The sequence below is a fragment of the Aestuariivirga sp. genome (genome assembly GCF_020252405.1).
Classification (GTDB): domain Bacteria; phylum Pseudomonadota; class Alphaproteobacteria; order Rhizobiales; family Aestuariivirgaceae; genus Aestuariivirga.
In genome coordinates this window covers 50,006-65,446 of the sequence record NZ_JADCDA010000036.1, presented here as the reverse complement: position 1 = coordinate 65,446, position 15,441 = coordinate 50,006, and the positions used below count along the sequence as shown (strand labels likewise).

Here is a 15,441-nt window from a genome sequence, read left to right as displayed (position 1 = left end):
GGCCTTCTCGTTGCAGTCCGCGTCATCCGTGCAGTTCAGCTCGGGCTCCTCGGTCCGGTTCCGGACACCGAGCTTTTTCTCATACATCCAGCCGAGATTGTTTTGCGCGCCCGCCTGCTCCTGCTTCGCCGCCTTGGCGTAGGAGGTCACGGCCTTGGCGTACCAGGTCACGGCCTTCTCGTCGCAATCGGCCTTGTCGCTGCAACCAAAGCTGTCCTTTGCGGCGATGAACACATCCGGATGATCGGAATAAAGCGACCCAATATTGTTCTTGCTCAACACATCGCCTCGCCCGGCGGCGGCCAGGTAGGTCCGCATGGCTTCGAGATATTGCTGATCCGCCTGCAGGGCGCGGCCCAGCTGGAACAGCAGGGTCACATTGTCCGGGTTCAGTTCCACCGCGCGCCGGCAATCGGACAGGGCCGTGGCCGGAATCGCCGACAACTCAACGCCGGGGGTTTGTGGGGTTGCCCGGGAATCCGAAGGCGCCATGGCCGCACGATCACAGGCCGCCGCGGCTGCAGCGGCCTCGGCTGCTTTTATTGCCGCAGCCTCAGCTGCTGTTTTTGCCGCAATCTCGACTGCTTTTTTTGCCGCAGCCTCGGCCGCCGCTTGTTCCGCGGCAGCGGACGCGACGCCAGTTGCGTTTCCATCCGCGGTTGCCTTTGGAGCCACTATGGCTGCTGCCGTTTGGTTGGTGGCGCCAGATCCTGTGGGATTTGCGGGCTTCGAGCCAATCCACCCATTCCAATAGGCGATACCTGCAAGCACAGAGACGACAACCATGAAAATGACAAGGCCGGGAACCATGGGAAACGGGCCCACTGGCCCTGCCGGGCCTCCAACAGGCTCCGTCGTCACCGAATCAACCGGGACTACCGGAGTGCCCGGCACCGGACCCTCCGGCGTCTGGCCAGTCTCCCCCGGCCCGTTTTCGGCTTCCTTCGCCTTCCGCGCCTCTTCCTCCAGGCGCTCTTTTTCGTCTGCTTCCCGCGCCGCGCGCTCCCGTTCAGCCGCTCGCCGCTGCGCCTCGGCGGCCTCTTCCGCCTCACGTGCCAGGCGCTCCTGCTCGGCCTGTTGCTCTTTCTCGGCTGCTTTCGCCGCTTCCCGCGCGTCCTTCCGCGCCTTTTCAATCGCCTTGACCTGCTCTTCAATACCCTTGGCGACGGCCACGAAGCGTTGCGTCAGCTGCGGGGGATTAAGCTGATCCAGCGTCAGGCCCGCTGCCGCACCGCCTGCCCCGCCCAGCGCGGGATTGCGATCATCCACCAGGTCTTCCAGCAACATCGGCTCGCCGCCAGGCACGCGCCAGGCCCGGCGATCACGCGTGGTGTCAGACACCCGCAGGATGAACAGCGGCGTGCCATGGTGGCGCCGACGCCACAGCAGGAATGGCAGTTCGATATCCCGGCAAAAGGGCGAGTTCACATAGGACTGGGAGAAGATGATGATCGCCGCCCGGCATTCCCACATCTTCTGCGCCACCTCGGTCGGGAAATGCTGGCCAAGCCTGGTGCCGGTGCCCTTGCCGGCAAAATCCCACAATTTGTAAGGTTCGCCGGTTTCGCTGCACAGCAGATCGCCATGGCGGAAGACATCGCCGATGAAGTTCTGCGCATGATCCACCCACACACGGTCGCCGTGCGAATAGGAAATCATCACCATCGGGCTTCCGCCGGAAACCCACTCCTCGTGCTTATCGCACCTGTCAAGCCATTCCGCAGCCGTGGTGGCGCTGGAGATCGACGAAAATGGCGTATCGTTTACCAAGATGCGGGCTCATCATGATTATCCGCAGAGCATGGCGGAAATTCGGACATCGATCAAGAAGCCGGGCCTGGCCACGACGCGGGGGGGGTGAACTGCGCGGATTCATGCATTGGATCATGCGCACGTTGTTCGGCATGTCGCAGAGCGACGCCGGCAAATTGGGGCTCGATGCGGAGGAGCGCCGCCTTTGGGTGCGGCTTGATGATGCGACGGCGACCCTGCCCCCCGCCTCCGGTTCGGCGCGCTGGCCCCCGGCGATCCGAATGAACGCGCGCCGTCAACGGCAAGAAAACCATCAATACATTCACCGCCCCGCCGGCAGCACCAGCTTTGCCCTCAACCCCGGGGCGTTATCCTCCAGCAGCAGCGTGCCCTTGTGGAGTTTCATGACGCCGGAGACGAGGCTGAGGCCCAGGCCGTTGCCGGGTTTGGTGCGGCTCCGGTCGAGGCGGACGAAGCGTTCGGTGACGCGGGTGCGGTCCGCTTCGGGGATGCCTTCGCCGTGGTCGGCCACCGCGATCACCACCTTGCCGTCCCCGGCCGCGCCGGTCAGCGCGATGCGCGGGGTTCCGCCGTCGCGCGCGCCGTATTTCAGCGCGTTGTCGAGCAGGTTGGACAGGGCCTGCGCCAGAAGCTGGCGGTCGCCCAGCACCTGCAGGCCCGGCGCGGCGCTGGCGGTGAGCGTGCCGCCCTCCTGTTCCGCCATGGGTTCGTAAAGCTCGGCGACGTCGGCGATCAATTCGCTCACGTCGACGGGCACGAGGCCGCTCCGCGCCTGGCCGGCCTCGGCGCGGGCGATGGAGAGGAGCGCGTTGAAGGTGTCAAGCAGGCGGTCCGAGTCATCGACCGTGTTCTCGAGGGCCGCGCGGTATTCGGCCTCGCTGCCGGAGCGCAGCGCGGCCTCGACGCGGGCCTTGATGCGCGTCAGGGGGGTTTTCAGATCATGCGCCACGTTGGAGGAGACTTCCTTCATGGCGCCCATCAGGCTTTCGATCCGGTCGAGCATCTCGTTGAGCGCCAGCGCCAGCCGGTCAAGCTCGTCGTTCGAACCCGAGACGGGCATGCGGCCGGACATGTTGCCGGCCATGATGGAGCGGCTCGCATCGGTGATGGCGTCCACGCGGCGCAGGAAGTTGCGGCTCATGAGGAGGCCGCCGCCGAGCCCCAGAACCAGCGCGATGGCCAGCGCATAGAAAATGGATTGCCGGATGATGTTGGCGAATTGCCGGAGCGATTCCACATCGCGCCCGACGATCAGCTTGAAGCCGCCCGGCAGGTCCGTGTAGAAGGCGCGCGCCACGTGGTTCTCGCGCACCGCGCCCTTCTGCACCTGCAGGGGAAACTCGATCCAGCGGGCGCCGTTCCTGGGCACGGTGGGCAGGTCGTCGAGGTTGCCGGCAATGCGCAGGCCGGTGGGTGCGGCGAGCAGATAGACCGAACCCTTTTCATCCGCGCTGCGGCGCCGCACCGTGTCGAGAATGCCGCCCAGGCCCCTCAGCTGATACTGGTCGGAGAGCGCCTGCACCTCGGCCTGGATGGTGTAGTCCGTCTGCTCCTGCAGCAGCACCGCGGTATTGAGATAGACATAGCCGAGCAGCGCCCCGACCGAGGCCGCGAACAGAATGAGATAGAGCGCCGCCAGGCGGAAGGTGGAGGTGCGGAGGAGCTTCGCCCGCCCGTTCACGCGCGCTCCGGCGTCACTTGTCGCGGATCATGTAGCCCGCACCGCGCACCGTCTGCACGATGGGCTCGTCATGGCCCTTGTCGATCTTGGCGCGCAGCCTTGAGATGTGCACGTCGATGACGTTGGTCTGCGGATCGAAGTGATAGTCCCACACATTCTCCAGCAGCATGGTGCGGGTGACGATGTGGCCGGCGTTGCGCACCAGATATTCGAGCAGCTTGAATTCCCTTGGCTGCAGCAGAATGGGCTTGCCGGCGCGCGTCACCGTGCGGGTGAGCAGGTCGATCTCGAGGTCGGCGGCCCTGAGCTTCGTCGTCTGCGTGGTTTCCCTCGCGCGATGGCCCAGATTCTCGACGCGGGCAATCAGCTCGGCGAAGGCATAGGGCTTGCCGAGATAGTCGTCGCCACCGGCGCGCAGGCCCTTCACCCGCTCGTCCACATCGGCCAGGGCGGAGAGGATCAGCACCGGGGTCTGGATGTTGTGTTCGCGCAGCTTGCGGACGATGGTGAGGCCGTCGATCCTCGGCAGCATGCGGTCGACGATCAAAACGTCGTGCACGGCTTCAAGCGCGAGGCCAAGGCCCTCCTCGCCGTCGGCGGCGTGGTCGGCGATGTGGCCGGCCTCGGCCAGGCCCTTCACCAGCCAGCTGGCGGCTTCGCGGTCGTCTTCGATGACAAGGATGCGCATGGCGGTTGGGGCGGGGTTTGCTGTCCAGACGTGGGAATCGCGGTCACTTACTTGCATGTTCCATCTCCGGTGAAAAGGGGGGCGCGGAGGAGGAGGTCCGGGGGTTGGACCAGCCTCCTCCGCGCGGGAAAGGCACGCGAGACGCGGAGCGGGGGGTGGGGCGTTGTCCGCGTGCCCTCTACCGTGACCGCCGGGGGGTTAACCCCTGGCGGTGGGCAGCGCGATGAAGCGCTGGCCCTCGTCGGTCTTCACCAGGATGAGGACCTTCTTCTTGTCGTTGGCCTTCAGCGCGGCGCGCACGTCGGAAGGCGCGTGCACTTCCTGTCCGGCCACCTCAAGGATGGTGTCGCCGGCCTTGAGGCCCATGTCGGCCGCGGCGCTGCCCTTGGCGACATCCGTCACGGTGACGCCGGGGCCATCCTCGGCGGGCGCGACCTTGAGGCCGAGATTGGCAAGCGGCACGGACTTGTCGCCCTCGTCCTTGGAGGCGTTCTTGGAGGCCATCTTCCTGTCGTCGGGCATGGTGCCGATCTTCACCTCGAGGTCGATGGTCTTGCCGTCGCGGATGACGGTGAGCGGCACCGAGTCGCCCGGCTTGATGCCGGCGACCTGGCGCGACAGATCACGCGAGTCGCTCACATCCTTGCCGCCGATCTTCAGGATGGTGTCACCCTGCTTCACGCCGGCGGCCAGCGCGGGCGAGTCTTCCGTAACGTCGGCGACGATGGCGCCCTTGGCGTCTTTCAGGCCCAGGCTCTCGGCGATGTCTTCCGTCACCGGCTGGATCTGGACGCCCAGCCAGCCGCGGGTGACCTTGCCGTTCGCCTTCAGGCTCTCGATCACGTTCTGCGCGGTCGACGCCGGGATGGCGAAGCCGATGCCGACGGAACCGCCCGAAGGAGAGAAGATCGCGGTGTTGATGCCCACGACCTCGCCCTCGAGGTTGAAGGCCGGGCCGCCGGAGTTGCCGCGGTTGATGGCGGCGTCGATCTGCATGAAGTTGTCGTAAGGGCCAGAGCCGATGTCGCGGCCCAGCGCCGAGACGATGCCGGTCGTCACCGTGCCGCCGAGGCCGAAGGGGTTGCCGACGGCCATCACCCAGTCGCCGACGCGCGGCTCGTCCTTGGTGAAGGCGACGTAGTCGAACGTCTTGTCCTTGGCGTCGATCTTGATCAGCGCGAGGTCGGTCTTGGGATCGGTGCCGATCACCTCGGCCTTGTATTCAGTGCCGTCCTTCATGGTCACCGACACTTGGTCGGCGTCCTTGACGACGTGGTTGTTGGTCACCGCATAGCCGTCAGCCGAGATGATGAAGCCGGAGCCCATCGCCATGCCGCCGTTGGGACGGGATTCCTCATCGCCCTGGCCCATGCCCGGCATGTTGCGGAACTGCGGGAACTGCTTGAAGAAGTCTTCCATGCCGTTCGGCATCTTCCTGCCGCCCTTGGCCTGGTCCTCGTCGGTGGCGGCGACGGTGGCATACTTCACCTGCACGCTGACGACGGCCGGCATGACGCGGTCGACGAGCTCCCCGAAGCCCCTGGACGGGTCGATGGCGGCGGCGTGCAGCTGGTTCTGCGCAACCGCCTGGGTGGAGGGAAGAACCGACACGGCGCCGACGAGGGCCGTGGCGGCCATCAGGCCGGCAGCGAAGGCGCCGAGCGTCTTGTTCTTCATGGACATGGACATTTCCTGGTCTCCATAGACTTGGGTTGTTTCGATGGGACAAAGCTAGGTGGCCACCCCTTACGGTGACCTGTCCGGCTGGTGAAACTTCGGTAAGTGTTGCGGCGAGGCCAGGGCTATTGCAGGGCGCGTTCGAGGGCGCGCTTCTCGTCATCCGTAAGCGGCCTTTCCGGAGCCGCTTCGCCGCGGCCGCGGCGCACGATCATGGCCGCTCCGGCGATCAGCAGCACGGCGAAAGGCGTGCCCCAGAGAATCAGCGTCTCGGGCTCGAGGCGCGGCTTCAGCAGCACGAACTGTCCATAACGATCGACGATGTAATCCAGCACCTGCGCGTCGGTCTTGCCCGCCGTGATCTGCTCGCGAACCAGGGTGCGCAGGTCCCTGGCGAGGGGCGCTTCCGAATCGTCGATCGACTGGTTCTGGCAAACGAGGCAGCGAAGCTGGGCGGAAACCGCCCGCGCGCGCTTTTCGAGCCCGGGGTCCTTCAGCTGCTCGTCGGGCGTGAGCGCCAGGCAAGGCGAAACGGCCGCAAGGAAGACCAGCATGGCGGCAAGCTTCCTCATTCGGCGGGCGCCGCCTGCATGCCGGCGGCGCGCCTCGGCGCGCCAACGCGGTAGCGCCGGTCGGAGATCGACAGCAGGCCGCCGAGGAACATCACCGCCGCGCCGAACCAGATGAAGTTGACCAGGGGGTTATAGTACATGCGCATGGCGCGCGCCCCGCCCGTCGTCTCGTCGCCCATCACAACGTAAACGTCGCCGTGCCAGGTCTGATACAGGCCCACCTCCGTGGTGGGCATGCCCGAGGGCTTGAAGATGCGCTTCTCGGAATGCAGCGTGGCGAGCTCGCGGTCGCCCTGCTTCAGCAGGAAGGCGCCGGTGCGGCCCGTGTAGTTGGGGCCGGTGAGCGGACCCTCGCCCTGGAAGGTCACGGCATATTTGCCCACGGCCGCCGTCTCGCCCGGCTTGAGCGCCACGATCACCTCGATCCGCCACAGCGAGATGGCGATGACGCCGGCAACAAGGATGCCAAGGCCGGCATGGGCCACCGCGGTGCCGAGGGCGGAGCGCGGCAGGCCCGCAAGGCGCTGCCAGCTGGTTGCCAGCGGCGCCTTGAACAGGCCGGTCTTGGCGGCAACATCGGCGATGGCGCCGAACACCAGCCAGGCGGCGATGGCCATGCCGACGGGAGCGAGCCACGGGCCCCTCACGTTGAGCGCGAGGACGATGACCCCCACCAGCAGGGCGAGCGCCAGCGCCAGCCACAGCCGCTTCAGGGCAAGCCCCACGTCGCCGCGCTTCCAGCCGAGGAAGGCGCCGAAGGGCACGAGCAGCAGCAGAGGCAGGATGATGGGGCCGAAGGTGAGATCGAAGTAGGGTGCGCCCACCGAGATCTTCTCGCCCGTGAGGGTTTCCAGCGCCAGCGGATAGAGGGTGCCCACGAAGACCGCGAGGCAGGCGACGCAGAGCAGCAGGTTGTTGACGACCAGGCTCCCTTCGCGGCTCACGGGGGCAAACAACCCACCCGCCTTGAGCTGCGGCGCGCGCCACGCGAAGAGCGAGAGGGACCCGCCGATGAACACGCACAGGATCATCAGGATGAAGGCGCCGCGCTGCGGGTCAACCGCGAAGGCGTGCACCGAGGTGAGCACGCCCGAGCGCACGAGGAAGGCGCCCATGAGCGAGAGAGAGAAGGCAAGGATCGAGAGCAGCACGGTCCAGATCTTCAGCGCGTTGCGCTTCTCGACCACGATGGCGGAGTGGATGAGGGCGGTGGCCACCAGCCACGGCATGAAACTGGCGTTCTCCACCGGGTCCCAGAACCACCAGCCGCCCCAGCCCAGCTCGTAATAGGCCCACCACGAGCCCATGGCGATGCCCACAGTGAGGAACATCCAGGCGACCAGCGTCCACGGCCTCACCCAGCGCGCCCAGGCGGCGTCCACACGGCCCTCGATGAGCGCCGCGACCGCAAAGGCGAAGGCGATCGAAAGGCCCACATAGCCCGCATAGAGGAAGGGCGGATGGAAGGCGAGAGCGGGGTCCTGGAGGATCGGGTTCAGGCCGTTCCCCTCGATCGGCGGCGGATCGACCCGGATGAAGGGGTTCGACGCCAGCACGATGAACAGCAGGAAGGCGAACCCGACCGAGCCCTGGATCGCCAGCACGCGGGCGCGCAGTTCAAGCGGCAGGTTGCCGCCGAACACGGCCACCGCCGCGCCATAGAGCGCAAGGATCAGCACCCACAGCAGCATGGAGCCCTCGTGGTTCCCCCAAACCCCGCTGATCCTGTAGAGCAGCGGTTTCGCCGAGTGCGAATTCTCGACGACGTTCAGCACCGAGAAATCGGAGATCACATAGGCATGCGTCAGCGCCGCAAAGGAGATGGCGATGAGGACGAACTGCAGGAGGGCCGCGGAAATCCCCGCCCGCATCGCCGCCACGTCGCCGCGCTGGGCGCCCATCAGCGGCACCGCGAACTGGTAAAGCGCCACGCCGACGGCAAGGATCAGCGCGAAATGTCCGATTTCGGCAATGGAGTTCATTGCGGTGTTCCCTCATCCGCGATCTTGCCCAGCGTCACGCCCTTGGCCTTCAGGCTTTCGGCGAGTTCCCGCGGCATGTAGTTCTCGTCATGCTTGGCCAGCACCGTGTCGGCCACGAAGCTGCCATCGGGCTGCATCTTGCCTTCCGTCACCACGCCCTGCCCCTCGCGGAACAGGTCGGGCAGGATGCCGTCATAGCTCACCGTCACGGTCTTGAGCGTATCGGTGACGGCGAAGCTCGTCACCGTGCCGGGGCCTTTCGTGACGCTGCCCTGCTCCACCATGCCGCCGAGCCGGATGCGCTGGCCCACCTGCACATGGGTGTCGGCCAAATCGCTTGGCGTGTGGAAGAAGGTGATGGCGCCGGAGAGCGCATAGAGCACCAGCCCCGCGGCGAGACCCAGAACGGCCAGGCCGCCGAGAATGAGGGACAGGCGCTTCTGTTTGCGCGTCATTCTACGTTCATCTCCTTCGCCAGCCCGTCGATCTGCGACAGCGCGTCCGGGTTCGATGCGAACTGGCCCTTGGCCCTATCATACGCGGCCTTGGCCTTGCCGGCCTCGCCCAGCACGGCCCGGGCGCGGATCAGCCGCAGCCAGCCTTCAAGATTATCCGGATTTGCGGCGAGTTTCTGTTCGAGCCCGTCGACCATGCCGCGGATCATCGCCTGCTGGTCCGCGCCGCTCATCTGGGAGGCGTCGGCCATGGTCTGCTGGTCAAGCGCCGGCGGCTTGGCACTCATGTCCTGCATCTCGGCCAGGAGCATGGGCCGCCACGGCGCATCGGCCGGGGTATCCTTCAGGAAGGCCTCGAAGGCGGCCCTGGCTTCATCGGCCTTGCCCTGCTGCTTGAGCGCGAGGGCATCGTAGAACCGCGCCTTGGGGAATGTGGGGTCCAGCTTCAGGGCCTGCCTGAACAGCGCCTGCGCCGGAGCCGCCACCATGCCCTGGTTCGCCATCACCCGGGCTTCGGCATAGTCCGAAATGTTCGCGGCATCGGGGGGCTGCAGGCGCAGGATGTTGCGATAGGCCTCCGCCGCATCGTCCCAGCGCTGGTCCCGGCGGTAGAGGGGCGCCAGGATCTGCCAGCCCTGCAGGTCGTCCGGTTCCTTCTCGAGGTGCTGCTCCACCTTTTGGATCAGCGCAGGCATGTCACCGTTGTTCTCGGCATTTTCCATGCGCCAGGCATGGGGCACGTCGGGGAGCAGCGGGTTGCCGGCCATAAGGTAGAGCGGCAGCGCCACCGCCGGCACGATCAGGGTTGCGGCAATGGCGGCGGAGGCAAAGCCCGGTGCCGTCTTCGCCCGCACCTCGCCCGCCGCCGCAATCAGCCGGCGGGAAATCTCGTTGCGCGCCGCATCGGCCTCGGCCTGGCCGATGACGCCGCGCGCGACGTCGCGCTCGAGCTCGGCCAGCTGGTCCCGGAACACCGCGCGGTCATAGGCCGCGCGCTCGGCCCGCGTTTCCGCAGGCCTGGACGTGACCGCCGGCCACAGCAGCGCGCCGATGACGGCCGCGGTCATGGCGGCAAAGACGATCCAGATCATGGTGGTCCATGAGATATTCCCTTGGACCCCATTAATGCAATTCATCCGTCATGGGCAATTGCCGGTCGCATTGTCGCACGGCAGCACCCTGGCGTCGGAAAAACCTTGGTGCTGCCCTTTGGGTTGCGTTAGAAACCGCCCCAGTTGCAAGGGATTCACCATGAAGCCGCGCTACTCCGTCTTTTCGCTCGCGCGCAACGCGATGAACTATCACAAGGATTGGGAAAGGGCCTGGCGCTCACCCGCCCCGAAAAAGGAATATGACGCCGTCATCGTGGGGGCCGGCGGCCATGGCCTGGCGACCGCCTATTACCTCGCCAAGAACCACAAGATGACCAACATCGCGGTGGTCGAGAAGGGCTGGCTGGGCGGCGGCAACACCGGGCGCAACACCACCATCATCCGGTCCAACTACCTCCAGGACCCCTCGATCGCCATCTATGAGCTCGCCCGGTCCCTCTACGAGGACCTGTCGCAGGAGCTGAACTACAACGTCATGTTCAGCCCGCGCGGCGTGCTGATGCTGTGCCAGACGCAGCACGAGTTCCGCGCTTTCCAGCGCACCGCCCATGCCAACCGCCTCGCCGGGCTGGACTGCCGCATGGTGACGCCGCAGGAGGTGAAGGAGATCGTGCCCATCATCAATGACGATCCCAATTGCCGCTACCCCATTCTCGGCGCCTATTATCAGCCGCGCGGCGGCACCGGCCGGCATGACGCGGTGGCCTGGGGCTATGCCCGCGGGGCGGACGCCATGGGCGTCGACATCATCCAGAACTGCGAAGTGACCGGCATCCAGCGCGAGGGTTCGCAAGCCGCAGGCCTCGAGACCACCAGGGGCGTCATCAGGACCAGGAAGATCGGCGTCGTCACCGCCGGGCATGTCTCCACCATCATGGACATGGCGGGCGTGCGCATGCCGATCGAAAGCCAGTGCCTGCAGGCGCTGGTCTCCGAGCCGATCAAGCCGGTCATCGACTGCGTGGTGATGGCCAACACCGTGCACGGCTACATGAGCCAGTCCGACAAGGGCGAGCTTGTGATCGGCGGCGGCACCGACCCTTACAACAACTACTCGCAGCGCGGCTCCTTCCCGGCGCTTGAGCACACGGTGGCCGCGCTCGTCGAAACCTTCCCCATCATCTCGCGCCTGCGCATGCTGCGCATGTGGGGCGGCATCGTCGACATGACGGGCGACCGCTCGCCGATCATCTCCAGGACGCCGGTCGAGGGGCTCTACGTCAACTGCGGCTGGGGCACGGGCGGCTTCAAGGCCATTCCGGGGTCCGGCTGGGTCTTCGCCGACACCATCGCCAATGACCGCCCCCACCCCATCGCCGAACCCTTCGGCCTCAACCGCTTTGAGGAGGGCCGCCTGATCGACGAATCCGTCGCCGCCGCGGTCGCCCATTAGGAGTATCCCCGATGCTGGTCGTCAAATGCCCCGTTTGCGGCGCCGAAGGTGACGAGACGGATTTCCACGCCGGCGGCCAGGCGCATGTCCGCCGCCCCGCAACCTGCGATCCGGCGCATGTCACCGACGCGGAGCAGCGCGACTACCTGTTCATCCGCATCAACCCCAGGGGCCTGCATTTCGAGCGCTGGCGCTGCGACCGCGGCTGCGGAAAGTGGTTCCACGCCGCGCGCGACACGGTGACCATGGAGTTCAAGGCCTTCTACGGCATCACGGAACTGCCGCCGATGGACGTCATCGCCCAGGCCAAAGGTCAGTGGGCGGAGTATTTCGCGAAGCGCCTCGGGGCGGAGAGATCTCGGGAGACCGGTGCATGAGCAAGCCATATCGTCTCTCGGCCGGCGGGCGCCTCATCGACCGCGCGAAAAAGGTCTCCTTCACCTTCGACGGCGGGACCGTCAGCGGCTTTGCGGGCGACACCGTCGCCTCCGCCGTCATGGCCTCCGGCCAGCGCGTCTTCGGCCGCAGCTTCAAGTACCACCGCCCGCGCGGGCTTGTGGGCCTGGGCTCCGAGGAAATGAACGCGCTCGTGGGCGTGGGCCTCGGCGCGCGTCACGAGCCGAACCTGCGTGCGACACAGGTCGAAATCTTCAATGGCCTGGCGGCTGTCTCCCAGAACCGCTGGCCATCGCTCACCTGGGACGTGGGCGCGATCAACAACCGGCTGTCGCGCTTCTTCCCCGGAGGCTTCTACTACAAGACATTCATGTGGCCGCGGTCGTTCTGGAAGCACGTCTACGAGCCCTTCATCCGCCGCGCCGCGGGCTTGGGCAAAGCGCCGGAAGGCCGCGACCCCGACGCTTACGAGCAGGTCCACGTCCACTGCGACGTGCTGGTGATCGGCGGCGGCGTCGCCGGTCTTGCCGCGGCTGAGGCTGCCGCGGCCAATGGCGCGAGGGTCATCCTCGCGGACGAAAACCCGCGGCTGGGCGGCCTTGCCGACATCTCGGGCGGCCAGGTCGATGGCCAGGCACTGCCCGACTGGGCCGCCGCCACCGGCGCCAGGCTCCATGCCGCCGCGAACGTGCATGTGCTGAACCGCGCCACGGCGGTCGGCCACTGGCACCACAACTTCGTCATGCTGTTCGAGCGCGTGGCGGACCATGATCCGGCGCTGCTCTCATCCGGCGTGCCGCGCCACCGCCTGTGGAAGGTGCGCGCGCGCCAGGTGATCCTCGCCACGGGTTCGATCGAGCGGCCTGTCGCCTTCGCCAACAACGACCGGCCGGGGGTCATGCTGGCGTCCGCCGCGCGTGGGCTTGTGGAACGCTATGGCGTGGCGCCGGGCTCCAACGGCGTGGTCTTCACCAACGATGACGATGCCTACCAGACGGCAATCGTGCTGAAGCATTCAGGCGTCGGCGTGCGCGTCGTCGACTCGCGCGGCCGTGCCGAAGGGGCTTTGCCCAACAAGGCGCGCGAGATGGGCATTCCGGTCGATGCCGGTTCCGTCATTTCCGCCGTCAGCACCGGCTGGGGCGGCCTCGGCATCACCGGCGTCAAGATCGCGACTTACCGCAAGGGTCAGGGCCGGGTGATCAGGGAAACCGGGGCCGAGGCGGATTTCGTCGCGATGTCGGGCGGCTGGAACCCGGCTTTGCATCTCTGGTGCCACAATGGCGGCAAGATCCGCTTCGACGAGAAGCTGCAGGCCTTCCGCCCCGGGGAGCACCATGACAAGGTCACCGCCGTGGGCGCCGCCAACGGCCACTTCGCGCTGCATCAGATCCTCGAGGAGGCTTATCGCGCGGGCTCGAGGCTTGCGGGTTCCGGCAACGTCCACCCCGTCCCCACCGCCGTGCAGGCCGAGGAGCGCCCGCTGGAGCCGATCTGGTTCGCGCCCGCCACCGGCAAATACAATGAAGGCAACAAGCACTTCATCGACTTCCAGAACGACGTGACGGCGGCCGACCTCGAGCTTGCCCAGCGCGAAGGCTATGAATCGGTGGAGCACACCAAGCGCTACACCACCTTCGGCATGGCCACCGACCAGGGCAAGACGTCGAACATCAACGGCCTCGGCGTCATCGCCGAAGCCAGCGGCAAGACGATCCCCGAAGTGGGCATCACCACCTTCCGCCCGCCCTATACGCCCTTCTCCTTCGGCTCCATCGCGGGCGTGCTGACCAGGGACCTGTTCCTGCCCATCCGCCGCACCGCCGTCCACCAGTGGCATGTGGACCATGGCGCGGTGTGGGAACCGGTGGGCCAGTGGCGGCGCGCCTATACTTATCCGCGCGACGGCGAGACCAACCACCAGTCGATCGACCGCGAAATCCTCGCCGTGCGCAACAAGGTGGGCCTGCTCGACGCCTCCACCCTCGGCAAGATCGAGATCAAGGGTCCCGATGCGGCTGAATTCCTCGACCGCATGTATACGAACATGTTCTCCACGCTGAAGACCGGCAAGTGCCGCTACGGCCTGATGATGAACGAGCTGGGCTTCCTCACCGATGACGGCGTGACGGTGCGCCTGGGTGACGACCACTTCCTCATGCACACCACGTCGGGCGGCGCGGACCGCATCTCCGCCTGGCTCGAAGAATGGCTGCAGACGGAGTGGACCCACTACAGGGTGTTCGTCACCAACGTGACCGAAAACTGGTCGCAGTTCGCCATCGCCGGCCCCATGGCCCGCGAGGTGCTGCGGAAGCTGGAGCCCAGTTTCGACATCTCCAATGCCGCCCTGCCGCACATGTCGTTTGTCGAAGGCAGGCTGGGCCCCTATCCGGTGCGCGTCTACCGCATCTCCTTCTCGGGCGAGCTCTCCTATGAGGTGGCGACACCCGCCAACCACGGCCTCGGCCTGTGGAAGGAGATCGTGGCGGCGGGCGGGGAGTTCGGGCTTGAGCCCTATGGCACCGAAGCGCTCCATGTGCTCCGTGCCGAGAAGGGCTATATCGTGGTGGGCGACGAAACCGACGGCACCACGACGCCCATCGACGTCGGCCTCGACGGTCTCGTGTCCAAAAAGAAGGCGGACTTCCTCGGCAAGCGCTCGCTCGATCAGGAATACCTCAAGGCTCCGAACCGCAAGCAGCTCGTCGGCCTCCTCACCGAGGACCCGGACGACGTGCTCCCCGATGGCGCCTATGCCGTGCGCCATGTGAAGGACAAGCCGCCGATGGAGATGATCGGCCACGTCACCTCCTCTTACCGCTCGCCGACGCTGGGCCGCTCCATCGCCATGGCCTTGATCGAGAATGGCCGCGCCCGCATGGGCGAAACCATCTCCTTCCCGCTTCCGGGCGGCAAGGTGGTGCGCGCCAGGATCGCCGACACGGTCTTCTATGACAAGGAAGGGGCCAAGCTGAATGTCTGAGCTCTCGTATCAATCGCCGCTCGCCGGCCTTGCCGAGCCCCACGGCCTCTCGGTCTCGATCCGCGAGATCGCCGGACGCGGCATGATCGACCTGCGCGGCCTCGGCACGGATGCGGCCTTCATGGCCGCCGCGAGGGGCGTGCTCGGCGTCGATCTTCCCACCAAACCCCGCACCTCCGCCTCATGGGGCGACATCAGGGTTCTGTGGCTGTCGGTTGACCAGTGGCTGATCCTCGGCACACGGGCGCGCGCGCATGAGCTGCTCGCCAGCCTGCGGGAGGCGCTCACGGGCATTCACGCGCTGGCCGTGGACGTTTCCGACATGCGCGCCATCATCCGCCTGGAAGGCGAAGGCTGCCGCGAGGTGCTCATGAAGGGCGCCGCGCTCGACCTGCTCGACAAGGAATATATGCCGGGCTGCTGCCGCCGCATGCGCTACGCCGAAATCGCGGCACTGCTGGACGTGGTGGAGGACAACGTCTTCGACATCTACGTCTTCCGCTCCTACGCGCACCACGCCTGGAACTTCCTCTGCGCCACGGCCAGGGCGCCTGCAAAGCTGAAGCTGTTCGGCGCGCAGGAGGTTCCGGGGTAAGAGGCCGCATTTTACCCCCTTAGCCGTCATCCCGGCGAAAGCCGGGACCCAGCTTTCCACAATCTCCGCCGCGCAAAGCTGGGCCCCGGCTTTCGCCGGGGTGACAGACGGTGGTGGCGTCCAACTCCACT

11 protein-coding genes and 1 pseudogene are annotated in these 15,441 nt (G+C 66.5%); 4 read left to right on the top strand and 8 right to left on the bottom strand.

Features of this window, described 5'->3' with window-relative positions; all coding sequences use genetic code 11:
* The 8 genes and pseudogenes from IOC69_RS07070 to ccmI form a co-directional block, all read right to left on the bottom strand.
* A pseudogene (locus IOC69_RS07070) lies at positions 1-1,770 on the bottom strand (hypothetical protein); the annotation flags it as partial.
* A gap of 304 nt (positions 1,771-2,074) precedes the next feature.
* The gene (locus IOC69_RS07065; protein ID WP_290542839.1) at positions 2,075-3,454 is read right to left on the bottom strand and encodes a HAMP domain-containing sensor histidine kinase; all 1,380 of its coding nucleotides are present in this window, start codon (positions 3,452-3,454) and stop codon (positions 2,075-2,077) included.
* 13 nt (positions 3,455-3,467) lie between these two features.
* Positions 3,468-4,142, bottom strand: coding sequence for a response regulator transcription factor (locus IOC69_RS07060; protein ID WP_290542842.1), 675 nt, complete (start codon positions 4,140-4,142; stop codon positions 3,468-3,470).
* 198 nt (positions 4,143-4,340) lie between these two features.
* On the bottom strand, positions 4,341-5,825 hold the full coding sequence (locus tag IOC69_RS07055) for a Do family serine endopeptidase (RefSeq protein WP_290542838.1): 1,485 nt from the start codon (positions 5,823-5,825) through the stop codon (positions 4,341-4,343).
* A gap of 119 nt (positions 5,826-5,944) precedes the next feature.
* Positions 5,945-6,391, bottom strand: coding sequence for a cytochrome c-type biogenesis protein (locus tag IOC69_RS07050; protein WP_290542837.1), 447 nt, complete (start codon positions 6,389-6,391; stop codon positions 5,945-5,947).
* Positions 6,388-8,373, bottom strand: coding sequence for a heme lyase CcmF/NrfE family subunit (locus tag IOC69_RS07045; RefSeq protein WP_290542836.1), 1,986 nt, complete (start codon positions 8,371-8,373; stop codon positions 6,388-6,390). Before IOC69_RS07045 ends, IOC69_RS07050 begins: the two co-directional genes overlap by 4 nt.
* On the bottom strand, positions 8,370-8,828 hold the full coding sequence (gene ccmE / locus IOC69_RS07040; RefSeq protein ID WP_290542835.1) for a cytochrome c maturation protein CcmE: 459 nt from the start codon (positions 8,826-8,828) through the stop codon (positions 8,370-8,372). Before ccmE ends, IOC69_RS07045 begins: the two co-directional genes overlap by 4 nt.
* On the bottom strand, positions 8,825-9,919 hold the full coding sequence (gene ccmI / locus IOC69_RS07035) for a c-type cytochrome biogenesis protein CcmI (RefSeq protein WP_290542834.1): 1,095 nt from the start codon (positions 9,917-9,919) through the stop codon (positions 8,825-8,827). Before ccmI ends, ccmE begins: the two co-directional genes overlap by 4 nt.
* Before the next feature lie 160 nt (positions 9,920-10,079).
* On the opposite strand from ccmI, the gene IOC69_RS07030 reads away from it, so the two are divergent.
* From IOC69_RS07030 to IOC69_RS07015, 4 genes are read left to right on the top strand one after another with little or no spacing between them, the layout of a single operon-like run.
* Positions 10,080-11,333, top strand: a complete 1,254-nt coding sequence (locus tag IOC69_RS07030) for a sarcosine oxidase subunit beta family protein (protein WP_290542833.1) — start codon at positions 10,080-10,082, stop codon at positions 11,331-11,333.
* Positions 11,334-11,344: 11 nt separating this feature from the next.
* Positions 11,345-11,710, top strand: a complete 366-nt coding sequence (locus IOC69_RS07025; protein ID WP_290542832.1) for a sarcosine oxidase subunit delta — start codon at positions 11,345-11,347, stop codon at positions 11,708-11,710.
* A complete protein-coding gene (locus tag IOC69_RS07020; protein WP_290542831.1) occupies positions 11,707-14,715 on the top strand; it encodes a sarcosine oxidase subunit alpha family protein in 3,009 nt (1,002 codons plus the stop codon). Before IOC69_RS07025 ends, IOC69_RS07020 begins: the two co-directional genes overlap by 4 nt.
* Entirely contained in the window at positions 14,708-15,310 is a 603-nt protein-coding gene (locus tag IOC69_RS07015; RefSeq protein WP_290542830.1) for a sarcosine oxidase subunit gamma, read from the top strand. Before IOC69_RS07020 ends, IOC69_RS07015 begins: the two co-directional genes overlap by 8 nt.
* The last annotated feature ends 131 nt before the right edge of the window (positions 15,311-15,441 follow it).